The organism is Streptomyces sp. NPDC006326 (genome assembly GCF_040612915.1).
Taxonomy (GTDB): domain Bacteria; phylum Actinomycetota; class Actinomycetes; order Streptomycetales; family Streptomycetaceae; genus Streptomyces.
The window spans coordinates 66921-92228 of record NZ_JBEXRC010000008.1; the positions used below are offsets into that span (position 1 = coordinate 66921).

Sequence of the window (25308 nt, forward strand, 5' to 3'; positions counted from 1 at the left end):
CCGGAGACGGAGCGGTGAAGGTCACATATTCCGTGCCGCGAAGCCGTTAATCATTGGGCTGCGGTTCACCCGGCGTTCTAGAGCCGTCCACAAGGCTGCTTATACTACTGCGACACTTCACGCGATTCTTATACCTCCATGGGGGAGGCACCGCACCATGGGCTCCAAGCGGCTGCGCGCCGTGCTCGGCGTTCTGATCACCTCGGGGCTCATCCTCAGCTTCCTGGGCATGCTGGTCGCCGTCGCGTTCGTCTCCCTCCCCCTGTTCGCGGGCTGCGCCGCTCTCAGCTACATCGCCGACCTGATGCTCCACAACACCGAGTCGACGACCCTGGAGCGGCTGCGCGATTCGCGCTTCGGCCTCACCATGCGCTTCCTGATCCGCCAGTTCCTGCTGCTGGGTCTGTGCGGTGCCGTTTCGGACATCGAGTCGTTCGTGGCCCAGATGACCACCATCGGCCTGCTCCTGCTGTTCATCCTCCAGCTCGCGTACGGCGCGCTGCTCAAGCACGTCCGCAAGATGCGCAACGAACTGCCCTTCACCACGCGCGGGCTGGACCTGGAGGCCCTCGGCATCCGCCGCATGCCGCACCCGTTCCTGATGAACAAGCACGTCCGCAAGACGCTGCACCTGGACATCCCGCTGGTGGCCGGGTCCCTCGCCACCATCGCGACGGACGACTGGCGCTACGTCACGTACGGCATGATCACCACCGTCTTCCTCGCCTACTTCTCCCTGCTGGTGCTGGTGCCCGACGCGCGCAACGCGCTCAAGCTGCCCACCACCGACGAGGCCATCGACGAGCTCAACCACCAGCTGGCCGAATACCGCCCCCAGGTCGCGCTCTACTTCACCTTCGCGGCCATCTCCAAAGACTTCATGTACCAGGTCAACATGTGGCTGGAGTCGCTGGAGGCGCTCGAACTGCGGCCCATCATCGTGCTGCGCGAGCGGGCCACCCTGCGCTACCTGGACGCGACCTCCGTTCCCGTCATCTGCATTCCCAAAGCCGACAATCTGGCGCGTATCGAAATGCCGGAACTCCGCGTCGCCCTCTATCCGGGCAATGCGGGCAAAAACGTGCACATGCTTCAGCGTGCCGAGGTCAAGCACGTGTTCATCGGCCACGGCGACAGCGACAAACTCGCCAGCAGCAACCGCGTCAGCAAGGTGTTCGACGAGATCTGGGTGGCCGGCCGGGCCGGCCGCGACCGCTACGAGCGCATCAAGCACGCCGTCTCCCACCACCAGATCGTCGAGGTCGGCCGCCCCCAGCTGATGCCCCTGCACCGCTGGACCGGCAAGGTCGCGGGCCCCGTCCCGACCGTCATCTACGCCCCCACCTGGGAGGGCTGGACCGACGACGCCTGCTACACCTCGGTCATCCCGGCCGGCGAAAAACTGATCAAGGCGCTGCTCGACTACGAGCGCGAGATCCGCATCATCTACAAGCCGCACCCCCTCACCGGCTCGCGCTCCGCCGAGGCCGCCGCCGCCCACCGCCGCGTCATCGCCCTCCTGGAAGAGGACAACGCGCGGCGTTTCGGCCGCAACCTCACCGACTCCAAGGCCGCTGCCAAGAAGCTCGCGCGGATCGACAAGCGCATCGCCGAACTCTCCGAGCGCGGCGTCCGGTCCAAGTACCCCGACCTCACCGAGGAGGAGCGGACCGCGCGCATCCGGCGCAGCCGCAACCAGGCCGGCGCCCTGTACTGGAGCGCCCTGCCCGACTCCGCGCACCACGTGGTCACCGACCGGATCCCGGCCCTCTACGACTGCTTCAACCAGTCCGACCTGCTCATCGGCGACATGTCCAGCGTCGTCTCCGACTTCGTCGCGACGCTGAAGCCGTACGCCATCTTCAACCTCGACGGGCTTCCGGACGACCAGTTCCGCAACGAGCAGCGGACGGCGTACGCCTCCTACCTGCTCGACGGCGACTGCAACGGTCTGGCCGAGGCCATCGAGGCGACGCTGAACCCGCGCGAGGACGTCATGGCGCCCTACCGCGAACAGCTCAAGGAATACCTCCTCGGCGAGGAGTACCCGCCCAGCATCGTCCGCTTCAACGCGGCCGCGAACAACCTCTACCGGCGGGGGCTGCGCGACTTCCCCATCGAATACCCGGAGCACATCCCCCACTCCGTGTGACCGCGTCGCACCGTCCCCACCCCGCCGTCCACCCGCCGTGCCGCATCCCCACCCAGGAAGTAGGAGCCCGTGTCCTCCAGACCTGCCCCCCGTCGCACCATCGCCGTCGTTCTCGCCGGGGGCACCGGTCAGCGCATCGGGCTCGAAATCCCCAAGCAGCTCATCAAGATCGCCGGCAAGCCGATCCTGGAGCACACGCTGCACGTCTTCGAGAACGCCCCCGACGTCGACGAGGTGATCCTCCTCATGACGCCCGCCTACGTGGAGGACGCGCGGCGCATCGTCGAGCGGGCCCGCCTGGGCAAGGTCACGCAGGTCCTCGCCGGCGGTTCCACCCGCAGCGAGACCACCCGGATCGCCATCGGCGCCGCGGCCTCGGGCCTCGCCGAAGGGGAGGACTGCAACCTCCTCTTCCACGACGCGGTGCGCCCGCTGCTCTCCCAGCGCGTCGTCCGCGAATGCGTGGAGTCCCTGGAGCGCTACCAGGCCGTCGACGTCGCCATCCCGTCCTCCGACACCGTCATCGTGACCCGCACCCACGGGGACGACGGCGAGTTCATCACCGAGGTGCCCGACCGCTCCCGGCTGCGCCGCGGCCAGACCCCGCAGGGCTTCCGCCTGTCCACCATCCGCGCCGCCTACGACCGGGCGGCCGCGGACCCCTTCTTCCAGGCCACCGACGACTGCTCGGTGGTCGTCAAGTACCTGCCCGACGTGCCGGTCCACGTGGTCACCGGCGACGACTACAACATGAAGGTCACCCAGCCGGTCGACGTGTTCATCGCCGACAAGCTGTTCCAGCTCGCCTCCCACGCCGCGCCCGCCCAGGCCGGCGAGCAGGCCTACCGCGAGCAGCTGGCCGGCAAGACGATGGTGGTCTTCGGCGGCTCGTACGGCATCGGCGCCGACATCTCGCGCATCGCCGAGGGCTTCGGGGCGCGCGTCTTCGCCCTGGGCCGCTCCTCGACCGGCACACACGTGGAGAACCTCGACCACGTCGAGGAGGCCCTCGCCCGGGCCTACGCCGAAACCGGCCGGATCGACTACGTGGTCAACACCGCGGGCGTGCTGCGCGTCGGCCGCCTCGACGAAACCGACAACGACACGATCCGCGAGGCGCTGGAGGTCAACTACCTCGCTCCCGTGAACATCGCCCGGACCTCGTACAAGTACCTGAGCGAGACCCGGGGCCAGCTGCTGCTGTTCACCTCCAGCAGCTACACCCGCGGCCGCGCCGAGTACAGCCTCTACTCCTCGACCAAGGCGGCCATGGTCAACCTGACGCAGGCACTCGCCGACGAGTGGGCCGAGGACGGCATCCGGGTCAACTGCGTCAACCCGGAGCGCACCGCGACCCCGATGCGCACCAAGGCGTTCGGCCAGGAGCCCTCCTCCTCGCTGCTGACCTCCGAGTCGGTGGCCCTGACCTCCCTGGACGTCCTCGTCTCGGACATGACCGGCCACGTGATCGACGTGCGCAAGCAGGACCCGACCACGACGCCGGCGCAGCGCTCCGGCTTCGAGGCGGCCCTGGCGTCCGTGCTGATCCAGACCACGGAGGACCAGGGGGTCTAGCGTGACGTACGCACCCGGGCAGCAGCACCGGCCGCGGAGGATCTTCGTGGCCGGCGACTCCGAGGCGGTCACCCGGCCGTACAGCTACCTGCCGATGGCCGGCTGGGCGCAGACGCTGCCGCTCTTCCTCACCGATGCGGTCGAGGTGGTCAACTGCGCCCGCGCCCGGGCGAGCTCGAAGAGCTTCCGCGAGCGCGGGCGGCTCCAGTGGATCCTCGACCAGCTGGAACCCGGCGACTACCTGCTGTTCGGCTTCGGCCAGATCGACTGGAAGACCGACCCCGGGCTGCACACCAAGCCGTTCTCCACCTTCCAGGAGCACATGGCCGCCTTCGTGCACGGGGCGCGGGAGCGGCAGGCCCATCCGGTGATCCTGCTGCCGTACGAGCGGCGCCGCATGGACGCCCACGGCAACATCGCCCGTTTCCTGGGCGACTACCCGCTCGCCGCCCGGCAGCTGGCGGAGGACGAACACGTGCCCGTCATCGACCTGTACGGCCAGAGCCTGCAGTGGTGGGAGGAGCTCGGGCCGGAGTCGTCCAAGCTCGTCTTCACGTATCTGCGGCCGGGCGAGCCGCTCCTGGAGGACGTCCAGGACGGCGACAACGTGCACCTGCGGGCGGAGGGCGCGGTCGAGTGCGCCCGGTTCGTCGCCCGGAGCCTGGCCGAGCAGGGCGTCATCCCCTCCCAGTGGGTCCGCGACCTCGACCGCCGCCGGTTCTCGTACGAGGAGATGGGCTGGCTGGACGAGGAGACGTTCGCGCACCGTACGAAGTCCCGGGTGTCCGAGCCCGCAGTACCCAAGGAGTCCACCGCGTGAACCTCCTCCGCCGGGGACAGGCCGTCGGCGACACCCCTTCTCTCGGTGCCGTCTACGCGGCCCTGTACACCTCGGCCGACCCGCGGCGCGGCGCGTCCCCGGGTGAAACCGTCCAGTTCGGCCTGTCGGTGGCTCCCGATCAGGGCGCCGCGCGCGGCTGCGCGTACCTGACGGAGGAACCGCTGACCGCCGTCGGCGAGATCGTCGGCGTGCAGGGGCTGGAGTACTTCCCCCGGCAGCGCTGGTTCCGGCTCCGCGCGGACGCCGGGGAGCAGACGACGGGGTTGCTGCACCTGCGGGTCGGCGACTCGGTGACCGCACGCAGCATCCGGCCCCGGATCCTCGTGGGCATCCCGGACGCCTCGGGCCGCAAGCTCGTGCGCACGGGAAAACTCGCCGCCGAGCCCCTGCCGCTGCGGCCGCCCGGCGCCCGCGGCCTGCGCCTCGTGACCGAACCGGGCCGGCCGGGCACGGTGAACGTGCTGTCGGCGGCCCCGGCGGGAAGCACCGCCATCTCGGTGACGCAGCCGCGCAGCGGCCGGGCGGAGCTGTCGCAGGACGGCTGGGCCACGTACGTGCCCGCCTCCGGCTTCACCGGCTACGACCGGTTCACGTACACGGTGGGCACGGCGGCGTCCGCCAAGCTGACCTCGCACGTGAACGTCTTCGTGGGCTCCCTGGAACACATCCCGGGCGCCTTCCCGCAGCATCCCGCGGACAGCGCGCCGCGCCCCTGGCAATGGCCCGAGCTCACCGGGGAGATGCCGTGGCCCCGCCCCGGCCGCCCCGCAGAACCGATGAGGATCCCGAGATCATGAACACCGCCGTCGTCGGCGCCACCGACGTCAAGGACGTGACGGTCGCCGTCCGGGTCTGCAACCAGGCCGCCGCGCTCGACGCCTGTCTGGCCTCCGTCCTCGTGCAGTCCATCGGCACGGACCGGCTGGAGATCATCGGTGTCGACGACGGCTCGACCGACGAGAGCGGGTCCGTGCTGGCCCGCGCGGCGCACCAGTACCCCTCGTTCGTCCGGGCGGGCCAGGTGTCGCACGGGCTCAGCCCGGCGGCGGCCCGCAACTGGGCGCTGAGCCAGGTGCGCGGCCGGTACGTCATCTTCCTGGAGGCCACGGACCGGCTGGCGCCCGACGCGCTGGAGCGGATGGTCACGGCCGCCGACGCGTACGAGGCCGACGTCGTGCTCGGGAAGCCGGAGAGCTCGGGCCGGCACACGGTCGCGACCTCGATGTTCCGCAAGAACCAGGCCTACGCGGACCTGTACTCCTCCCGGGTCTACTGGTCGCTGACGCCCGACAAGCTCTTCCGCACCAGCCTGCTGCAGCGCCGCGGGCTGAGCTTCCCGACGGACATGACGATCGGCGACGACCAGGCGTTCACCGCCGCCGCCTTCATCGGGGCGGACAACGTCTCCGTCGTCGGCGACGCGACCTGCCTGGTCAAGGGCGCCCCGCCGGCGGAGCGCGCGACGCTGCCGGACCGGGTCGCCCTCGCCTCCCGGATGCTGGCCCTGATCGCCTCGCAGCTTCCCGAGGGCCCGCGCCGGGACAAGCTCCAGTCCCGCCACCTGGAGGTGGAGCTCGGCAAGGCGACCGCGGCTGCCCTGCTGTCCGCCGCGGACGCGGCGGAGCGGGACCAGGCCCTGTGGGGCGCGGCCGAAGTGCTGCGCACCCAGGCCTCGCCGGGGGCGCTGGCCCTGCTGCCGCGGATGCTGGCCGTGCGTTACGCCCTGCTGCTGCAGGGCCGCTTCGCCGAGGCGCAGCAGATGGCCTCCTTCGAGGCGGACAAGGACCGGCCGGCCGTCCGCAAGACGGTGGAGAACGGCCGGGTGTTCACGACGCTGCCGTTCTTCCGCGACCCGCAGGTGGCCCTGCCGGACGAGCTGTTCGACATCACCGGTGACATGACGGTCACCCATCGGCTGGAGAAGGCCCGCTGGGACGGGCCGATGCTCCTGCTGGAGGGCTTCGCCTTCTTCGAGCAGCTGTCGACGAAAGACCGCGCCACCCGCGTGGTGATGCGCGAGCGCACGAGCGGCGCGCAGGAGAGCTATCCGGTAACGGCCCGCCGGGACGACACCCTGACCAATGCCAAGGGCAGGCCCCGGGCGATGGGCCGCTTCTCCTGCCGGGTCAACCTCGCGCAGACCTCCAGCGGCTGGCCCCTTCCCCCGGGCACCTGGGACCTGCACCTCGCGGTCGGCTTCGAGGGCGTGACGCAGGAGGTGCGGCTCGGCCCGCGGCGCTCCGCCGATCTCGACACCACCGCCCGGATGCCGGTGCGGATCGCGGCCGCGCCCGGTGCGCAGGGCATGGAGCTGGCGGCCACCCCGTACTACACGGAGTCCGGCGGGCTCACCATCGAGGTGGCCCAGCGCATGCCGCTGCCGCCGCACGCCTGACCGCCCGTCGTCCGCAGACCGCCGCCTGACCGCCGCCTGACCGCCGCCGCCTCAGGCGGCGGCGGACCAGGGGCCGAAGACCAGCCCCTGCTGGGCGGTGTCCTGGCGGGTGCAGATCAGGGTCCCGTCGGCATCGAAGGCGGCCACCACGATGCGGCCGGCCGCATCGACGGCGACCTGCGGGGCGCACGCTCCGTGGCCGCCGAGGGAGGCCCACCACGCGCCGTACCCCTCGTTCTCGGTGACGTAGGCCGTGAGTTCCACGTCCCCCTCCGCACCGGTCTGGGCGAGCACGGTGCAGTCGTAGCCGCCGATGACGGCCCGGACGACACCCGGCGCCCCCTGGCCCCCCGCGCCGCCCAGACTCATCAGGCCGCTCTGGGCACCGCCCTGGGCCGCACGCCAGGCGACCAGCGAACCGTCGCCGGGGTAGCGCCAGAAGTACGTCACCCTGCGCGGGCCCGTCTCGTACAGGACCGGGGTCCCCGGGACGACGGGCGTGGGGATGCGGTCGGCGAGCTGGAAGCGGCCCTGGCTGACACCCACCCAGCGGTCGGCACCGGCCGGCCCGAGGGCGAGCAGCTCCAGCGGCCCGCCGACCGGCATCAACGGGGTCGCCTCCCCGCGGTAGGGCTCGGGCGAGACCTGCTTCCAGCCGCCCCAGACGCCCTCGGCATTGCGGCTGCGCCGCAGGATGCCGCCGCGGCGCAGCGAGACGATGACGTGCGTGGAGCCGGAGCGCTGGTTGACGGCGATGCGCGGCGGGCCGGCCAGGCCGTCGTCCGGGGGGCCGCCGCGCAGGCCGGGGGTGCCGAGGCTGTGCCAGTCGTAGATGCCGCGGCCCGGCTGGAACTGGGTGGACACGATGACCTCGGGGCCGCCGGAGCCGTCCGCAGCGGCCCTCAGGGCGACGAAGTGGACGTATCCCTCGCGGCTCTGGGCCATGGAGAGGGGCCCCGTCCAACCGGGCACGTCGAGGGCCTCGGGTCCGGTCCAGCCGGTGCGGGGGGCGGCGGCCTCGGTCCAGCGCAGGAGGCCGCGCGGCCCGCTGGCGTACGCGCTCAGGCGGCCGTCGGCTCCGGCGAACAGCCAGTTTCCGGCCGGGGGCGAAAAGGGCGGGGCGCCGGCTCCGGGCAGGGCGCCGGCCTCGGCGCCGCGGGCCGAAGTGGCGGCCCGGCCAACGCTTTTGCCTCGGATCACGCCGCTGTCCACCCTTCTGCCGAGTATGTCCACTGTGCGAGCGACAGGGCTGTGCACCCACAAGAATCAGCCACTCGAAAGCGTGTCTTATGATGCACCCCATCGATAATAGAAGGGCCCTGCCTCCATGACCGACCGCCCCTCGGCCTCCACCCCTTCGTCCCGGCGCAAGCCGAGGCGTGGCGGCAGGCGAGTCCTGCGCATCGTGCTGCTCACGACGGCGGTCCTCATCCTGGCCGTCGGCGGCGTCGGCTGGTGGACCTACAGCCACCTCAACGGCAACATCGACAGCGTCGACCTCGACCAGGCCATCGGGGACAACCGGCCGAAGAAGGTCGTCCCGGGCGCCCAGAACGTCCTCGTGCTCGGCTCCGACTCGCGTGCCGGGGCCAACGCGGACCTCGACCACGGCGATGTCAGCGGCGCCCGCTCGGACACCGCGATGCTGGTGCACATACCCGAGGGCCGGGCCAGGGCCACCGCGGTCAGCATCCCGCGCGACACCCTGATCAACCGGCCCGAGTGCAAGGACGGCGAGGGCAACACCGTCAAGCCCGCCAACCGGGTCATGTTCAACTCGGTCTACTCCCTGGCCGGCCCCGCCTGCGTGGTCAAGACCGTGGAGGAGATGTCGGGGATCCGCGTGGACCACTTCGTGGAGGTGGACTTCGCCGGGTTCAAGGGGCTGGTGGACGCACTGGGCGGGGTCACCGTCACCCTGGACAAGCCGATGAGCGGCGCGAAGGGCGGTCTCAAGCTGGACGCGGGCACGCACCGGCTGAACGGCACCGACTCGCTGAAGTTCGTCCGTACCCGCTACGGCTACGGCGACGGCAGCGACCTGGGGCGCATAGGCCTCCAGCAGCAGTTCATGATGGCCATGCTGTCGGAGATCAAGAAGCAGGACGCCCTCGGCAACCCCGCCCGGCTCTACAAGCTCGCGGACGCCGGCACCAAGTCGCTGACCACCGACTCCGACCTGGGCTCGCTCACCGCCCTGGCCGACTTCGCCCAGAGCATGAAGGGCGTGGACCCGGACACCATGGAGACGATCATGCTGCCGGTGGCCTACGACAAGGTGGACCCCAACCGCGTCGTCGTCGCACAGCCCCAGGCGACCGAGCTGTGGGAAGCCCTGCGCCAGGACCAGAAGGTCCCGGCCTCGGCGAAGAACTCTCCCGCCAAGGCCGGCTGAACCCGCTCGGTTTGCCCAGCGGGGGGTGTCAGGCGCCCGGCGCCGGGGGCTCCGGTGGCGTACCCGGCTCGCTGAGGGCGACACCGGGACTGACCTGGCTCTCCCGGCCCACGCGGCTGTGCCAGACGCCGTAGAAGGAGTAGACGACGAAGCCGATGGCCATCCAGATGCCGAACCGGACCCAGGTTTCGGTCGGCAGGTTCAGCATCAGCCAGAACGAGGCCGCGATCGACAGGATCGGGATCACCGGCACCCAGGGCGTGCGGAAGGCCCGGTGCAGCTCGGGACGGGCGCGACGCAGGATGATCACGCCGAGCGCGACGACCACGAAGGCGAAGAGCGTACCGATGTTCACCAGTTCGGCGAGCTCCCCCAGGCTGATGAAGCCGGCGAGCACGGCGATGAACACGCCGAGCAGGATGGTCGCCCTGTAAGGGGTGCGGTACTTCGGGTGGGTGACGGAGAAGAAGCGCGGCAGCAGTCCGTCACGGCTCATCGCGAAGAACACCCGGGTCTGGCCCAGCAGCAGGATCATGCAGACGGTGATGAGGCCGACGGAGGCGCCCAGGCTGATGGCGCCGGCGAAGAAGGGCTGGCCCACGGACTTGAAGGCTTCGGCGAGCGGGGCGCTGGCCGACATCTGCGTGTAGTGCTGCATGCCGGTGACCACCACGGTCACGGCGACGTACAGGATGGTGCAGATGAACAGCGAGCCGATGATGCCGCGCGGCATGTCCCGCTGGGGGTTCCTGGTTTCCTCGGCGGCGGTGGCCACGACGTCGAAGCCGATGAAGGCGAAGAAGACCAGCGAGGCCGCGGTGAAGATGCCCATGACGCCGAAGTTGGTGGGCGCGTAGCCGAACAGTTCCTGGATCAGCGGCGCGTTCCAGCCGCCACCGCCCTCGGCCTGGGGCGTGGCCGGCGGGATGAACGGCGAGTAGTTGTCGGCCTTGATGAAGAACAGGCCCGCGACGATGACCAGCAGCACGACGGTGACCTTGATGGCCACGACGATCGCCGTGATCCTCGCCGACAGCTTCGTCCCGAGGACCAGGATCGCGGTCAGCGCCAGGACCAGGAGGAAGGCCAGCAAGTCGAAGGTCCCTCCCTCCTCGCGCCCGGTCAGCGCGACGGGCATGTCCCAGCCGAGGTTGGTGTGCATCAGGTTGCGCACGTACCCGGACCAGCCGACCGCGACCACCGCGGTGCCGAGGGCGAATTCCAGCACCAGGTCCCAGCCGATGATCCAGGCTGGCACTTCACCGAGGGAGGCGAACGAGAACGTGTACGCCGAGCCGGCCACCGGCACGGTGGACGCGAACTCGGCGTAACAGAGCGCTGCGAGGGCGCAGACGATGCCCGCTGCCACGAAGGCGAGGGCGGTGGCGGGTCCGGCGTTGTTCCGGGCCGCGATGCCGGTGAGGACGAAGATGCCGGTGCCGATGATGACACCCACACCGAAGACCGTCAGGTCCCAGGCGGAGAGCGACCTGCGGAGCGCGTGTTCCGGCTCCTCCGTGTCGCGGATGGACTGCTCCACCGTCTTGGTGCGGAAGGGGCTGTTCATATCCCTGGTCACCGACGCACCTCCGAAGGTGTCGACGCACGCGAACGGGCCGGGAGGCCACCCCCTCAGGGTGATCTCCCGGCCCGTGACGTGCAACCGCGCCTCGGCCCTGTGGGCTAGTCGACCGCGGCGGCCGGCTCGCTGTCGAAGCGTCCGTCCAGCTTCGCCACCAGACCGGTGACCTGGCGCGCGATGTCCGGAGCGGTCAGGCCGATCTCCGCCAGGATCTCCTTGCGCAGGGCGTGGTCCAGGAAGCGCTGCGGGATGCCGAAGTCGCGCAGCGGTACGTCCACACCGGCGTCGCGCAGCGCCTGCGAGACGGCGGCGCCCACACCGCCGGCGCGGCCGTTGTCCTCGACGGTGACGACCACCCGGTGCCGCTCGGCGAGCGGGGCCAGCGCCTCGTCGACCGGCTTGACCCAGCGGGGGTCGACCACGGTCGAGGAGATGCCCTGCTTGTCGAGCAGGTCGGCGATCTCCAGGCACATGGGGGCGAGCGCACCGACCGAGACGAGCAGCACGTCCGGACGGGTGACCTCGGGGGCCGGGGGCCGCAGCAGGTCCATGCCGCCGATGCGGCCGACGGCCGGGACGGCCGGGCCGACGACGCCCTTGGAGAAGCGGACCACGGTCGGGGCGTCCTTGACCTCGACGGCCTCGCGCAGCTGGGCGCGCAGCTGCTCCGCGTCGCGCGGGGCGGCCAGCCGCAGGCCGGGCACGACCTGGAGGATCGACATGTCCCACATGCCGTTGTGGGAGGCGCCGTCGTCACCGGTGACACCGGCGCGGTCCAGGACGAAGGTGACCCCGCACTTGTGCAAGGCCACGTCCATCAGGACCTGGTCGAAGGCGCGGTTGAGGAAGGTGGCGTACACCGCGAAGACGGGATGGACCCCGCCCGTGGCCAGGCCGGCCGCGGAGGTCGCGCCGTGCTGCTCGGCGATGCCGACGTCGTAGATGCGGTCCGGGAAGGCCTCGGCGAACTTGTTGAGGCCGACCGGGTGCAGCATGGCGGCGGTGATGCCGACGATGTCGGGGCGTTCGTGGCCGAGCTTGACCATCTCGTCGGCGAAGACGGAGGTCCAGCTGGCGGCTGCGGTCTTGACGGGCAGGCCGGTGTCCGGGTGGATCACGCCGACCGCGTGGAAGCGGTCCGCCTCGTGCTCCAGCGCCGGGGTGTAGCCGCGGCCCTTCTGGGTGAGGCAGTGCACGATGACCGGTCCGCTGAAGCGCTTGGCGCGCTGCAGGGCGGACTCCAGGGCCTCGATGTCGTGGCCGTCGATGGGGCCGATGTACTTCAGGCCCAGGTCCTCGAACATGCCCTGCGGGGCGATGAAGTCCTTGAGGCCCTTCTTGGCGCCGTGCAGGGTCTCGAAGAGCGGCTTGCCGACGACGGGGGTGCGCTCCAGGATCTCCTTGCCGCGGGCCAGGAAGCGCTCGTAGCCGTCCGTGGTGCGCAGGGTGGCGAGGTGGTTCGCGAGGCCGCCGATGGTGGGGCCGTACGAGCGCTCGTTGTCGTTGACGACGATCACCAGCGGGCGGTCCTTGGCGGCGGCGATGTTGTTCAGCGCCTCCCAGGCCATGCCGCCGGTCAGCGCGCCGTCGCCGATGACGGCCGCGACGTGGTGGTCCTCGCGGCCGAGGACCTCGTTGGCCTTGGCGAGGCCGTCGGCCCAGCCCAGCACCGTGGAGGCGTGCGAGTTCTCGATCACGTCGTGCTCGGACTCGGCGCGCGAGGGGTAGCCGGACAGGCCGCCCTTGGTGCGCAGGCCGGCGAAGTCCTGGCGGCCCGTGAGGAGCTTGTGCACGTAGGCCTGGTGGCCGGTGTCGAAGAGGACCTTGTCCTTGGGCGATTCGAAGACCCGGTGCAGGGCGATCGTCAGTTCGACCACACCGAGGTTGGGGCCGAGGTGCCCGCCGGTCTTGGAGACGGCGTCGACGAGGAAGGACCTGATCTCGGCGGCGAGCTGGGTGAGCTCCTCCTGACTGAGCCGGTCCAGATCGCGCGGTCCCTTGATGCGGGTCAGCAGCACCCGTGCCTCCTTGCAGTTGCTTGCTGGTCTGTCGAGTCTAATGTTCCGTCGGCGGGCGAAGTCATCGGGCTGCCGCTGGCGGGTCACAGCTTTGTGATACCTGTACGGATCACCCCGAGGTCACACATCACATTCGGGCGTTTACCCACACAGCTGTACGCAAGGCATCCGCGCCGGCGCACGCACGTGTGCCCGGCGCCACACGGAGTGGCGCCGGGCACTGTGACCGTTCTTACCGCTCTTGCCGCACCGGGCGCGGTGTCAGGCGCGTCCGGCCGTCTTCTGGGTCTTGCGGGTGACCGAGTCGATGACCACGGTCGCCAGCAGCACCGCACCGGTGATCATGTACTGGATCGGCGTGGCGATTCCCTCAAGGGCCAGACCGTACTGGATCGAGGTGATCACCATGACACCGAGCAGGGCGTTCCAGGTGCGGCCGCGGCCGCCGAAGAGGCTGGTGCCGCCGATCACGGCCGCCGCGATCACGTTCATCAGCAGGTCGCCGGCGCCGGCGCTCTGGTTGGCCGCCGCGATCTTGGAGGCCCAGAACAGGCCGCCGATGGCCGCGAAGGTACCGGCGATGGCGAAGACCGCGATGCGGATCCCGGTGACGTTGATGCCCGCACGGCGGGACGCCTCGACGCTGCCGCCGAGGGCGAACACGTTGCGGCCGAACGTGGTGCGGCGCAGGACGAAGTCCGTGCCGACCAGGACCACCACGAACAGCACCACCGCGAGCGGCAGGCCCTTGTACTGGTTGAACACCGCGGCGGGGCCGAAGGTGAACACCGCGAGGAGGGCGGTGCGCAGCACGAGCTCGCTCATCGGGCGGGACGGGACCCCCGCGGTCTGGCGGCGGCGGTTGTCGTAGTAGCTCGCCAGGAAGTATCCGACCACGGCGACCGCCGCGAGGCCGTAGCCCGCCGCCACGTCCGAGAAGTAGTACGTGGTGAGCCGGCCCACCACTCCGTCGGAGTCGAGGTTGATCGTGCCGTTGCTGCCGAGGATCTGCAGCATGGCTCCGGACCAGAACAGCAGGCCCGACAGGGTGACGGCGAAGGCCGGGGCGCCGATCTTGGCGAAGAAGAAGCCGTGGATGGCCCCGATCAGGGCGCCGCCGCCGATGGCGAGCAGGATCGCGACCCACTCGTTGACCCCGTGGGTGACGGCGAGGACGGCGACGATCGCGCCCGAGACACCGCTGACCGAGCCGACCGAGAGGTCGATCTCGCCGAGCAGCAGCACGAAGATGATGCCCACGGCCATCATGCCGGTGGCCACCATCGTGATCGCGATGTTGGTGAGGTTCTCGGGGGACAGGAAGTTCGCGTTCAGCCCCTGGAAGATGCCCCAGATGATGATCAGGCCGATCACGACCGGGAGGGATCCGAGGTCGCCGGCCTTCATCTTGCGGCCGAACTCGCTCAGGTAGCCGGCCAGGCCCTGCTCGCGGACGAGGAGGCGCGGGTCCACCACGGGAATGGCGTCCGCCGGGGCGGCGGGGTTGGCCAGCCGGGCCACCTCTTCCGCCGCGGTGTGGTGTTCGGTGCTCACTTGCGAGCCTCCCCGGTACGGGCCGCCCGGCGGGTCACGGCGTTGTCCGTGGCTCCCGTGATGGCGGAGATGATCTCTTCCTGCGACGTGTCCTTGACGGCGAAGACGCCGTTGTTGCGGCCCAGCCGCAGGACCGCCACCTTGTCGGCGACGGCCTTCACATCGGCCATGTTGTGGCTGATGAGGATGACGGCGTGGCCGCGCTCGCGCAGCCGCTCCACGAGGTCGAGGACCTGGGCGGTCTGCTCGACGCCGAGGGCGGCGGTGGGCTCGTCGAGGATGACGAGCTGGGGCTCGCCCAGCATCGAGCGGGCGATCGCCACGGTCTGGCGCTGACCGCCGGAGAGGGACGCGATGGGGATGCGGACACTGGGGATCCGGATGGACAGGGTGGTCAGGAGCTCGCGGGCGCGGCGCTCCATCTCCACCTCGTCCAGGACACCGCGGCGCTTGAGCTCGCGGCCCAGGAACAGATTGCCGACGACGTCGATGTTGTCGCACAGCGCGAGGTCCTGGTAGACCGTCGCGATGCCCAGGTTCTGGGCGTCGTGGGGCTTGTTGATCGAGACCGGCTTGCCCTCCCATTCGATGACTCCGTCATCGATGGGGTGGACGCCGGCGATCGTCTTGACGAGCGTGGACTTGCCGGCGCCGTTGTCGCCGACCAGGGCGACCACCTCGCCGGAGTGGATTTCGAGCTCTACGTCGGTGAGCGCCTGGACGGCACCGAATCGCTTCGAGACCCCTCGCAACGCCAGCACGGGCGCAGCGGACACATGAACCATCTCCTTCGCCGCCTGACCGGCGGGGATGTCGTGCAGTAAGTGCAGGAGCGGGGTGGGTGGGGAAAACGTTTCTGCCCGGCGCCCCGCGGCCGGCGGGGGAAGAGGGGCGGGGCGCCGGGCAGGCGCGTGGGGTCCTGGGGACCGGAGGCCACGGGGGCGGGCCTCCGGTCGGCAGGACGTGGGGCCTCACGGGCCCGGGGGCCCGCAGGAGGCCGGACACCGGCCCGGACCGGGCCGGGGGGCCTGCGTATGTCCTACGTATGCCCCCGACCGGCCTACTTCAGGCCGAGCGTGGCGCAGGCGGCCGCGTACTTGTCGGTGCAGATCTCGTCGGCCGTGTAGACACCGTCCTTGATGACAGTGTCCTTGATGTTGTTCTTGGTCAGCGAGACGACCGGGACCAGGACCGAGGCGATGCCCTTGGTGGTGGGGCTGTCGACCTTGGAGGTGGTGACGCCCTCCAGCTTCTCGCCCTTGGCGAGCGCGACGGCCATCTTCGCGGCGGCCTCGGCCTCGGGGGCGTAGGGCTTGTAGACGCTCATGAACTGCTCGCCCGCCACGATGCGCTGCACACCGGCGAGTTCCGCGTCCTGGCCGGTGACCGGGGGCAGGGGGGACATGTTGGCCGCCTTGAGGGCGGTGATGATGCCGCCGGCCATGCCGTCATTGGCGGAGTAGACGCCGATGATCTTGTCCTTGCCGAGCGCCGAGATCGCACCCGCCATGTTGGTGTTGGCGTTCTCGGGCTTCCACTCCTTGGTGTCGTACTCCTTGCCGATGTTCACCTTGCCGTCGAGGACGGAGTGGGCGCCCTTCTTGAAGAGGGCGGCGTTCGGGTCGGTGACCGACCCGTTCATCATCACGATGTCGCCGTCCTTGGCCTTGTCGCCCAGGGCCTCCAGCAGCGCCTTGCCCTGGACCTTGCCGACCTCTTCGTTGTCGAAGGAGGTGTAGGCGTCGATCGGGCCCTCGGCGAGGCGGTCGTAGGCGACGACCGGGATGCCGGCCTCCTTGGCCTTCTTGACCGAGCCGGCGATGGCCTTGGAGTCCACGGCGTCGACGACCAGGACGTTCACCTTGTTGGTGATCATGGTGTCGACCTGGGAGTTCTGCGTGGTCGCGTCCTGCTTGGCGTTGGCGTAGACCACCGTGGCCTTGCCGTCCGTGAGTTCGGCGACCTTCTTCTCGAAGAGCGGCTTGTCGAACTTCTCGTAGCGCGCGGTCTGGTTCTCCGGCAGGAGCAGACCGATCTTGATCGCACCACCCGCGGCGCCGGAGCCGGATGCCTTCGGCTTCTCGCCGGCCTCCTTGGCGCTGCCACAGGCGGCAAGGGAAGCGGCCATTGCGGTGGCGGCTACGGCTACGGCGGCTCTGCGCATACGCGTGTTCATTACTTGAACCTCCCTGACGAGGCCGCAACATTGCGGCCGAGGTGAGCGTGAGTCAACCTCGGCCGCAGTTTGTCGTCAAGGAGTGAATCCTTAACGAGATGACAACGGTGCCATCCGTTATCTAACTGAAGACAAGAGCGGACGCCCCGGCGAATCGACCAGAAGGGTCGAATCGCCCATCTCGCTCAGCACCAGGGCCAGCGCTCCCAGCACCTCGGCCCTGCCGCCCAACGAGCCGGTGAGGACCGAGAGTTGGCGTGCCGCGCTGGGGATCGCGTACCTGCCCACGGACTCGCGTATGGGGCCCAGGACCAGTTCACCCGCCTCGGCCAGGGAACCGCCGAGCACCACGCGGCTCGGGTTCAGAACATTGCACAAATTGGCGACACCACTACCCACATGGCGGCCCACGTCGGCGATCACCCGGCGGCATCCCGGGTCACCCTCCCGGGCCAGTTCCACCACCCGCTCCATCGTGAGGTCCGGTCCGTGGGTGCTCTGGAGCAGCGGCAGCACGTAACGGGCCGCCGCGAAGGTCTCCAGGCAGCCGCGGTTGCCGCAGCGGCAGACCGGGCCGGACTCGTCGAGCGTGATGTGCCCGATCTCGCCGGCGGTGCCGCCGGGGCCCCGGTAGATCTGGCCGTTGATCACCAGGCCGGCGCCGACACCGCTGGCCACCTTGATGTACGCGAGGTCCTTGACCCCCCGGCCGCTGCCCCACACCAGCTCCCCGAGCGCCCCGAGGTTGGCGTCGTTGTCCACGTACACGGGCACTCCGAGGCGCTGCGAGAGCTCCTGGCGGGGGTTGATCCCGGCCCAGCCCGGCAGGATCGCGGTGGAGCCGAGCGTTCCGGATTCCACGTCGATCGGGCCGGGGACGCCGAGGCCCACGCCGATGACCTTCTCCCGGCTCACGCCTATGGCCGCGATCAGCTCCCCGACCAGCGCTTCCGCCCGGTCGAAGCCTTCGGCCCAGGAGGCGTCCACGTCGAGCGGGGCGGCCTCCTCGGCCAGGACCTGGTGGGCCAGGTTGCCGACGGCCACCCGCAGGTGGGTGTGGCCGAAGTCCACACCGATCACGATGCCCGCGTCACCGCTGAGCGAGACGCTGCGGGCGCGGCGGCCGCCCGCCGAGGTGTCCGTGACCTCGACGGTCCCACCGTCCTTGAGTTCGCGGACGATGTTGGAGACCGTGGCCGCCGAGAGTCCGGTGGACCGGGCGATCTCCGCCTGGGTCAGCGAACCCGCGAGCCGCACGGCCCGCACGACCCGTTCGAGATTCGCGCGGTGCAGTGACGACTGCGATCCGGGAGTCTGCACGACTCATCCACTCCTGCCCATGAACGACGGCCGGCCGTCGCCCCCCGGCCGGCGTCGCGGCTTCCCGCTCCGAGACACCGGCGTCTCTCCAACTTGTGAACCTTAAGTCGAGCCTTTGGCCCTCCAGACGTCAAGAGGCTGAGACAGCACGAAACGGCCTCTACCGGTCATAAGTATGAGAGACATCCTCAAAGATCGTGCCCTGACAGCCGGGGGGGGCGGGCCGCCGTCCGGGGTAACCCGGTTCGCGGAGTTGCCATGCTCCTGACACACGAAACGGCTTCGGCCCGGCCGCCGATGAGGCGGCCGGGCCGAGCGGGCGGGGCTCAGGGCTGGTCGTACCAGGAGAAAGCGGCGATCCGCCAGCCTTCCGGGGTCCGGACGAACTGGAAGGTCTTGGTCCCGCCGCCCTCGAACGGCTCCCCGTCCATGATCCCCGACTTGCGGTAGGCGCCGAACCGTGACGCGATGTCGCCTGCGATGTCGGTCCGCTCGGAGGTCTCCCACTCGGAGAACTCGGTCAGCCGGCCCCCGGCCAGCAGCCGGCTGCGCGGCTCGATGAACTCGTCCACGGTGTAGACGGCCAGGTCAGGGCCCGTCTTGACGATCACGCCGCCGGGCAGCACCAGCCGGCGGATGCGCGCCACGTCGGCGGGCCGGCCTCCCCGGTTGTCGAAGGCCCCGAAGAACTCGGCGGTCAGCGCGTCTATCTCGTTCTTGGACATGGCGAGACCGTAACACCCCGCGCCCGCGGGGCCGTTGGGCCGCGGGCCGGGGAGCCGGCTCCTGCCTTACTTGAGGGTGGCCGAGGTCAGCCCCGCCTGGATCTGGCGCTGGAAGGACAGGTAGACCACCAGCATCGGGATCATCGCGATGGTCACACCGGCGAACAGCACCGGGAGGTCGGTCTCGTAGCCCATCTGGTACTGGAGCTGGATCAGCCCCTGGGTGAGCAGGTAGCGCTCGGGGTCCGATCCGGTCTGCGGCTGCATCAGCACGGAGGGCAGGATGTACTGGTTCCACTGGCCCAGGACATTGAATATCCCCACGCTGATCAGACCGGGCTTGGCCATCGGCAGCATCACCTGGAAGAAGATCCGGGTGTCGGAGGCCCCGTCGATCACCGCCGCCTCGTGCACGGCCGTCGGCAGCGTGCGGAAGAAGGAGTGCATGAAGAAGACGGTGAAGGGCATCGAGTAGGCCACGTACACCAGGACCAGACCGTGGTACGTGTTGAGCATGTCCAGGCGCTTGACCATGAAGAACAGCGGGACCAGGGCCAGGAAGACCGGGAACATCGCCCCGCTGACGAAGAAGTAGTAGACGAGCCGGTTGCCCGGGAAGGGATAGCGGGCCAGCACGTACGCCGCCATCGAGCCGAACAGCATGGTCAGCGGCACCGAGAACGCCATCACGATCAGCGTGTGGGCGAAGTAGTCGCCGATGCCCTTGTCCCAGGCCCGGGAGAAGGCGTCGAAATGCCAGTTCGAGGGCCAGCTGAGGGCCGATCCGCCGATCTGCGCGTCGGTCTTGAAGGAGCCGAGCGCCAGCCAGACCAGCGGCAGGACGATCAGGACCGCCCAGAGGGCGAGGAAGCCGTGCGAGAAGACGTTCAGCACCGTGCCCTCGGAGCCGCGGGACCCGCGCTCCTTGGGGCTGCCGCCGCCGGCCCGTTCGGCCGAGGACTCGCCCGGTGCTTTGATCACTGTGGTCATCGGGGTCTCCCGCTCAGAACTCGATGCGCTCGCGGCGGGTGGCGCGCAGCGTGACGACGGAGAGGATCATGGTCAGGACGAGCATGACCACGCCCATGGCGCAGGCGTAGCCGCTCTTGCCGAAGTACAGGAAGTTGCGCATCAGCACGGTGGCCATGACCTCGCTGTGGTGGTCGGGGCCGCCGCCGAACTGGCCGGAAGTCATCGTCGACACCAGGACGAACATGTCCATCGCGGCGATCCCGAGGTAGACCGCGGACGTCTGCACGGAGTCCCACAGCAGGGGCAGGGTGACCTTGAGGAAGGTCTGGGCGCGCCCCGCGCCGTCGAGCAGGGCGGCCTCGTAGACGTCCTTCGGTACGGACTGCATGGCGGCCGAGAAGAGGACCAGGTAGAAGCCGACGCCGTGCCAGACCACCACCAGGAGCAGGCACCACAGCACGAGGTTCGGCCGGTTCAGCCATTCGACGGGGTGGGCCGGGTCGACGAGGCCCAGCCGGGCGAGGAAGCCGTTGAGGAGGCCGCCCTCGTCGCTGCGGTACACGGCGCCGAAGAGGACCGCGAGGATGGCCAGCGAGAGGACCTGGGGGAAGAAGTAGACGATCTTGTAGATGCCGGACCCGCGGACCCCGCGCACCCCGCCGGCCCCGCTGCGCCCTCCCGCGTTCACCATGAACGCGAAGAAGAGGGCGAGCAGGATCGTGACCGTGGGGACGAACACCAGGAGCAGCAGGTTGTGCCACAGGGCGCCGCGGAAGACATCGTCCTCCAGCAGGGCCGCGTAGTTGTCGAGACCGACGAAATCGAACGTCGGCGACTGCCCCGACCAGTTGGTGAACGAATAGCCGAACGTCTGGATGTACGGCCAGATGACGAACGTCAGGTACAGGGCGAGCGGAAGGACGAGGAAGCCGGTGATGAAGCCGGCCCGTCCTCCGCTCTGGGCTACTTGGCTCATGGTGTCCGTCCCACGGTGTCCGTCCCCGGCGTCAGCTGCGGCGGTTGTTCTTCGCGTTGGGGTCCTTCGCAGCCTTGTCTACCGCAGCCTGGGCCCGCTTGATCCATTCCTTTGGCTGGATCCGCTTAGCCATCAGCTCATTGGACGCGTTCTGGATCTCGGTGTCCATCTCGCTGTACCAGTCGGGGTAGAGGTAGTTGAAGGTGTTCTCGCCGGCCGCCTTGACGGCCGCCACCGCCGAGGCGGTACCCGGGCGCAGCTTGACGCCGGGGGCCACGCCGTCCTTGACCACGGTGAGGGAGTTGGCCTGCTGGGCGAAGAGGGTCGACCATTCGCGCGACAGCATCGAGCGCAGGAACTCCAGGCCCGCGGCCTTGTTGGCGGCCTTCTCCGGGACGATGAAGGGTTCGCCGGCGCCGGCCCGGATGGCCTCGAAGGGGAGCTTGCTGTCGGCGAGCAGCGGGATCGGCAGGAACTTCATGTCGAAGTCCTCCGGGGTCTGCTTGAGCTGCTCGTTCTCCAGCCAGGAGCCGGAGGGGATGAAGGCCGCCTTGTACTGGTTCCAGGCGGTCTGGGACTCCGTGTGGGTGAGGCCGTTGGTGCCCGCCATCAGCAGGCCCTTCTCGACGATCTCGTAGACCGCCTCGACCGCGGCGAGGGCTGCGGGGTTGCCCTCGAAGGCGTTCGGTTCGAGGTTGTCGATCGCCTTCATGGCCTCCAGGCCGCCCTTCTTGGCGATCAGGTCCATGATGACGACATTGATGTAGTACGGGTACTTGCCCTGGTGGGCGAGGCCGCCGATGCCGGCGTCCCTGGCCTTGGTGCAGATGTCCAGGAACTGGTCCCAGGTCTTCGGCTCGGTCCAGCCCTTCTCCTTGAAGAGCTTGCCCGAGTACCAGAAGCCGTAGACCGTGTACACGTAGTAGAGGGCGACGAACTTGCCGCCCTGGGTGCCCTGTTCCACGGTGCCGGGGATCAGCATGTCCCGGATCTTCTTGGCGGGGTCGTCGAGCGAGGGCGCGTCGAGCACCGGGGTGAGCTCGGCGAGCTGGCCGCCCTTGGCGAGGACGTCGATCTTGATCTGCTGGGCGCCGGAGTCGTCGACGACGTCCGGCGGGTTGCCGCCGTTGAAGCGCGGCTGGAGCTTGGCGGCGATCTCCTGGGTGCCCAGGTGGGAGCTGGTCGTGCCCCACTTCTTGTCGAAGGCGGCCTCCCAGGCCTTCGCGTAGTCGTCGCCGAACCCGCCCTTGAAGACGACGACGTCCAGCTTGCCGCCCTTGTTGACGCCGAACGGGTTCTCCTTGGTCACCGGCGCCTTGCCCGGTCCCTTCGTGGTCTCCTCGCCGCCGGAGGCGCAGGCGGACAGGAAGCCCATCGTCGGCACGGCGATCAGGCCGAGTGCTGCGGAGCGCTTGATCAGGTCGCGGCGGCCGAGACCGTCACCAGTGGATCCCATGCTCATGTCCTCGCCTTCGTCAGAAGTGTGAAGGAGGCCGGAAAAACACGGCGGTTGCCGTGCACACGGACATCACCGCAGCTCCCCGCCCATCCCCCGGTCCGGTGCCGTTCTCAGCGCGGCGGGCCGGACGCGCACAGGTATAGTCCACTTCCGTTCGCGTGAGCAAGATCATGCGCACGGATGTCCGTCAGCTTTTCCGAGTTGAGACCTCCCCGAAACCTGCCTTCCGGCCAAATAAGCGGAAGGGCCGTACCCCCTTGACGGGGATACGGCCCTTTGGTGCCGCTGGTGCCGCTGGTGCGACTAGCCGCGGATGAGGTTGCGCAGCACGTACTGCATGATGCCGCCGTTGCGGTAGTAGTCCGCCTCACCGGGGGTGTCGATGCGGACGACCGCGTCGAACTCCACACCCGTGTCGGTGGTGACCTTGACGGTGCGCGGGGTGGTGCCGTTGTTCAGCTCCTCCACACCGGTGAAGGAGAAGGTCTCCTCGCCGGTGAGGCCCAGCGCGGCCGCCGAGGCGCCCTCCGGGAACTGCAGGGGCAGGACGCCCATGCCGATCAGGTTCGAGCGGTGGATGCGCTCGTAGGACTCGGCGATGACGGCCTTGACGCCGAGCAGCGCGGTGCCCTTGGCCGCCCAGTCGCGGGACGAGCCGGAGCCGTACTCCTTGCCCGCCAGGATGACCAGCGGGATGCCGGCGGCCTGGTAGTTCTGCGACGCGTCGTAGATGAAGGCGACCGGAGCGCCCTCCTGCGTGAAGTCGCGGGTGAAGCCGCCCTCGGTGCCCGGCGCGATCTGGTTGCGCAGGCGGATGTTGGCGAACGTACCGCGGATCATGACCTCGTGGTTGCCGCGGCGGGAACCGTACGAGTTGAAGTCGCGGCGCTCGACGCCGTGCTCCGTCAGGTACTGGCCGGCCGGGGTGTCGGCCTTGATCGCACCGGCCGGGGAGATGTGGTCGGTGGTGACCGAGTCGCCCAGCTTCGCCAGCACGCGGGCGCCGGTGATGTCGGAGACCGGGGTGGTCTCCATGGTCATGCCCTCGAAGTAGGGGGGCTTGCGCACGTAGGTGGACTGCGGGTCCCACTCGAAGGTGTTGCCGGTCGGGATCGGCAGCGCCTGCCACTGGGCGTCGCCCGCGAAGACGTCCTGGTAGGACTTGTTGAACATGTCCTCGCCGATGGCGTTCGCCACGACGTCGTTGACCTCGGCCTCGGAGGGCCAGATGTCCTGGAGGTAGACCGGCTTGCCCTCGGTGTCGATGCCGATGGCGTCCTTGGTGATGTCCACCTTCATGGAGCCCGCGATGGCGTACGCGACGACCAGCGGCGGGGAGGCCAGGTAGTTCATCTTGACGTCGGGGTTGATCCGGCCCTCGAAGTTGCGGTTGCCGGAGAGCACCGAGGTGACCGCGAGGTCGTGCTCGTTGATCGCCTTCGAGATCTCCTCGTCCAGCGGACCGGAGTTGCCGATGCAGGTGGTGCAGCCGTAGCCGACGAGGTTGAAGCCGATCTTGTCCAGGTACGGCGTGAGGCCGGCCTTGTCGAAGTAGTCGGTGACGACCTTCGAGCCCGGGGCCAGGGTGGTCTTGACCCACGGCTTGCGGGTCAGGCCCTTCTCGACCGCCTTCTTGGCCACGAGCGCCGCGGCGACCATGACGTAGGGGTTCGAGGTGTTGGTGCAGGAGGTGATCGCGGCGACGGTGACGGCGCCGTGGTCGATCTCGAAGGAGGAGCCGTCGGCCATGGTGACCAGGGTCGGCTTCGACGGGGCGCCGTTCGGGTGGTTCGCCGGGGCGTCGGAGGCCGGGAAGGACTCCTTGCCCGCCTCGTCCACGTCGTCGACGTAGTTGCGCACGTCCTGGGCGAACTGCTCGGCGGCGTTGGCCAGCACGATGCGGTCCTGCGGGCGCTTGGGGCCGGCGATGGAGGGGACGACGGTGGAGAGGTCGAGCTCCAGCTTCTCGGAGAAGTCCGGCTCGGCGGCCGGGTCCAGCCACAGGCCCTGCTCCTTGGCGTACGCCTCGACGAGCGCGACCTGCTGCTCGGAGCGGCCGGTGAGCTTGAGGTACTTCAGCGTCTCGCCGTCGATCGGGAAGATCGCGGCGGTGGAGCCGAACTCCGGCGACATGTTGCCGATGGTGGCGCGGTTCGCGAGGGAGGTGGCGGCGACGCCCTCACCGTAGAACTCGACGAACTTGCCGACCACACCGTGCTTGCGCAGCATCTCGGTGATGGTCAGCACCAGGTCGGTGGCGGTGGTGCCGGTCGGCAGCTCGCCGGTCAGCTTGAAGCCGACCACGCGCGGGATCAGCATGGAGACCGGCTGGCCGAGCATGGCGGCCTCGGCCTCGATGCCGCCGACGCCCCAGCCCAGCACGCCGAGGCCGTTGACCATGGTGGTGTGCGAGTCGGTGCCGACGAGGGTGTCGGGGTAGGCCTGGCCGTTACGGACCATGACGGTGCGGGCCAGGTGCTCGATGTTGACCTGGTGGACGATGCCGGTGCCCGGGGGGACGACCTTGAACTCGTCGAAGGCGGTCTGGCCCCAGCGCAGGAACTGGTAGCGCTCCTTGTTGCGGCCGTACTCCAGCTCCACGTTCTGGGTGAACGCGTCGGGGGTGCCGAACTTGTCGGCGATGACGGAGTGGTCGATGACCAGCTCGGCCGGGGCCAGCGGGTTGATCTTGGACGGGTCGCCGCCGAGGGCCTTCACGGCCTCACGCATGGTGGCGAGGTCCACGACGCAGGGGACGCCGGTGAAGTCCTGCATGATCACGCGGGCCGGCGTGAACTGGATCTCCTGGCTGGGCTGGGCCTGGGAGTCCCAGCCGCCGAGCGCCCGGATGTGGTCGGCGGTGATGTTCGCGCCGTCCTCGGTGCGGAGCAGGTTCTCCAGCAGCACCTTCAGGCTGTAGGGAAGGCGGGCCGAGCCCTCCACCTTGTCCAGCCGGAAGATCTCGTACGACTCGTCGCCCACCTGCAGCGTGCTGCGGGCGTCGAAGCTGTTCGCCGACACGACAGTCTCCTTCATGCATGAAATTCGCGCGTTTACCGCATCCTGCCGCCACGCCCCATGGCCAATCCGCTAAGGTCAGGCTAAGTTAGGTAGCCCTTACCTGCGGGGGCGGCTGCGGTTCGCCTTCGGCAGATATCTCGATGTCGA

General features: G+C 69.4%; 18 protein-coding genes. 6 read left to right on the top strand and 12 right to left on the bottom strand.

The features are described 5' to 3' along the window. The first annotated feature begins 157 nt into the window (after positions 1-157). The 5 genes from ABZ128_RS08955 (at position 158) to ABZ128_RS08975 (ending at position 6963) form a co-directional block, all read left to right on the top strand. Entirely contained in the window at positions 158-2152 is a 1995-nt protein-coding gene (locus ABZ128_RS08955; RefSeq protein ID WP_356847019.1) for a hypothetical protein, read from the top strand. Positions 2153-2221: 69 nt separating this feature from the next. Next, positions 2222-3727 carry a bifunctional cytidylyltransferase/SDR family oxidoreductase gene (locus tag ABZ128_RS08960; protein ID WP_356847021.1) on the top strand — a complete coding sequence of 502 codons (1506 nt, stop codon included), beginning with the start codon at positions 2222-2224 and terminating at the stop codon, positions 3725-3727. 1 nt (position 3728) lies between these two features. After that, positions 3729-4547, top strand: coding sequence for a rhamnogalacturonan acetylesterase (locus ABZ128_RS08965; protein WP_356847022.1), 819 nt, complete (start codon positions 3729-3731; stop codon positions 4545-4547). Continuing rightward, positions 4544-5365, top strand: a complete 822-nt coding sequence (locus ABZ128_RS08970; protein WP_356847023.1) for an Ig-like domain-containing protein — start codon at positions 4544-4546, stop codon at positions 5363-5365. Before ABZ128_RS08965 ends, ABZ128_RS08970 begins: the two co-directional genes overlap by 4 nt. Continuing rightward, positions 5362-6963: a glycosyltransferase family 2 protein gene (locus tag ABZ128_RS08975; protein ID WP_356847025.1), complete on the top strand. Its 1602-nt coding sequence runs from the start codon at positions 5362-5364 to the stop codon at positions 6961-6963. Before ABZ128_RS08970 ends, ABZ128_RS08975 begins: the two co-directional genes overlap by 4 nt. Before the next feature lie 51 nt (positions 6964-7014). Here ABZ128_RS08975 and ABZ128_RS08980 read toward each other — a convergent pair whose 3' ends face one another. Further along, the gene (locus tag ABZ128_RS08980; RefSeq protein WP_356847027.1) at positions 7015-8163 is read right to left on the bottom strand and encodes a hypothetical protein; all 1149 of its coding nucleotides are present in this window, start codon (positions 8161-8163) and stop codon (positions 7015-7017) included. 127 nt (positions 8164-8290) lie between these two features. On the opposite strand from ABZ128_RS08980, the gene ABZ128_RS08985 reads away from it, so the two are divergent. Beyond that, positions 8291-9358, top strand: a complete 1068-nt coding sequence (locus ABZ128_RS08985; protein ID WP_356847029.1) for an LCP family protein — start codon at positions 8291-8293, stop codon at positions 9356-9358. A gap of 28 nt (positions 9359-9386) precedes the next feature. Here ABZ128_RS08985 and ABZ128_RS08990 read toward each other — a convergent pair whose 3' ends face one another. The 11 genes from ABZ128_RS08990 to acnA all read right to left on the bottom strand — a co-directional run bounded on the left by ABZ128_RS08990 (position 9387) and on the right by acnA (position 25161). Beyond that, entirely contained in the window at positions 9387-10925 is a 1539-nt protein-coding gene (locus tag ABZ128_RS08990) for an amino acid permease (protein WP_356847230.1), read from the bottom strand. A gap of 116 nt (positions 10926-11041) precedes the next feature. Continuing rightward, the gene (gene dxs / locus ABZ128_RS08995; RefSeq protein ID WP_356847031.1) at positions 11042-12958 is read right to left on the bottom strand and encodes a 1-deoxy-D-xylulose-5-phosphate synthase; all 1917 of its coding nucleotides are present in this window, start codon (positions 12956-12958) and stop codon (positions 11042-11044) included. A gap of 261 nt (positions 12959-13219) precedes the next feature. Next, entirely contained in the window at positions 13220-14479 is a 1260-nt protein-coding gene (locus tag ABZ128_RS09000; RefSeq protein WP_356847231.1) for a sugar ABC transporter permease, read from the bottom strand. A gap of 29 nt (positions 14480-14508) precedes the next feature. Further along, on the bottom strand, positions 14509-15297 hold the full coding sequence (locus tag ABZ128_RS09005) for an ATP-binding cassette domain-containing protein (protein ID WP_356847032.1): 789 nt from the start codon (positions 15295-15297) through the stop codon (positions 14509-14511). A 275-nt stretch (positions 15298-15572) separates the two neighbouring features. Further along, positions 15573-16688: a substrate-binding domain-containing protein gene (locus ABZ128_RS09010; RefSeq protein WP_356847033.1), complete on the bottom strand. Its 1116-nt coding sequence runs from the start codon at positions 16686-16688 to the stop codon at positions 15573-15575. Between the two features lie 117 nt (positions 16689-16805). Continuing rightward, positions 16806-18008, bottom strand: coding sequence for an ROK family transcriptional regulator (locus tag ABZ128_RS09015; protein WP_356847035.1), 1203 nt, complete (start codon positions 18006-18008; stop codon positions 16806-16808). A 326-nt stretch (positions 18009-18334) separates the two neighbouring features. Beyond that, the gene (locus ABZ128_RS09020; protein WP_356847036.1) at positions 18335-18733 is read right to left on the bottom strand and encodes a DUF4440 domain-containing protein; all 399 of its coding nucleotides are present in this window, start codon (positions 18731-18733) and stop codon (positions 18335-18337) included. Positions 18734-18799: 66 nt separating this feature from the next. Beyond that, a complete protein-coding gene (locus ABZ128_RS09025; protein WP_356847037.1) occupies positions 18800-19723 on the bottom strand; it encodes a carbohydrate ABC transporter permease in 924 nt (307 codons plus the stop codon). A 13-nt stretch (positions 19724-19736) separates the two neighbouring features. After that, positions 19737-20681 carry a sugar ABC transporter permease gene (locus tag ABZ128_RS09030; RefSeq protein WP_356847039.1) on the bottom strand — a complete coding sequence of 315 codons (945 nt, stop codon included), beginning with the start codon at positions 20679-20681 and terminating at the stop codon, positions 19737-19739. 31 nt (positions 20682-20712) lie between these two features. Further along, positions 20713-22143, bottom strand: coding sequence for an N-acetylglucosamine/diacetylchitobiose ABC transporter substrate-binding protein (gene ngcE, locus ABZ128_RS09035; protein ID WP_356847041.1), 1431 nt, complete (start codon positions 22141-22143; stop codon positions 20713-20715). 300 nt (positions 22144-22443) lie between these two features. Further along, positions 22444-25161 (bottom strand): aconitate hydratase AcnA, encoded by a 2718-nt coding sequence (acnA, locus tag ABZ128_RS09040; RefSeq protein WP_356847043.1) that lies wholly within the window; start codon positions 25159-25161, stop codon positions 22444-22446. Positions 25162-25308: the final 147 nt, after the last annotated feature.

Excerpts from the sequence above, each read along its gene's own strand:
- ABZ128_RS09020 (WP_356847036.1), bottom strand. The coding sequence starts at position 18,733 with ATGTCCAAGAACGAGATAGACGCGCTGACCGCCGAGTTCTTCGGGGCC.
- ABZ128_RS08975 (WP_356847025.1), top strand. The coding sequence starts at position 5,362 with ATGAACACCGCCGTCGTCGGCGCCACCGACGTCAAGGACGTGACGGTC.
- ABZ128_RS08990 (WP_356847230.1), bottom strand. The coding sequence starts at position 10,925 with ATGAACAGCCCCTTCCGCACCAAGACGGTGGAGCAGTCCATCCGCGAC.
- ABZ128_RS09030 (WP_356847039.1), bottom strand. The coding sequence starts at position 20,681 with ATGAGCCAAGTAGCCCAGAGCGGAGGACGGGCCGGCTTCATCACCGGC.
- ngcE (WP_356847041.1), bottom strand. The coding sequence starts at position 22,143 with ATGAGCATGGGATCCACTGGTGACGGTCTCGGCCGCCGCGACCTGATC.
- ABZ128_RS08955 (WP_356847019.1), top strand. The coding sequence starts at position 158 with ATGGGCTCCAAGCGGCTGCGCGCCGTGCTCGGCGTTCTGATCACCTCG.
- ABZ128_RS08985 (WP_356847029.1), top strand. The coding sequence starts at position 8,291 with ATGACCGACCGCCCCTCGGCCTCCACCCCTTCGTCCCGGCGCAAGCCG.
- ABZ128_RS09005 (WP_356847032.1), bottom strand. The coding sequence starts at position 15,297 with ATGGTTCATGTGTCCGCTGCGCCCGTGCTGGCGTTGCGAGGGGTCTCG.
- ABZ128_RS09010 (WP_356847033.1), bottom strand. The coding sequence starts at position 16,688 with ATGAACACGCGTATGCGCAGAGCCGCCGTAGCCGTAGCCGCCACCGCA.
- ABZ128_RS09025 (WP_356847037.1), bottom strand. The coding sequence starts at position 19,723 with ATGACCACAGTGATCAAAGCACCGGGCGAGTCCTCGGCCGAACGGGCC.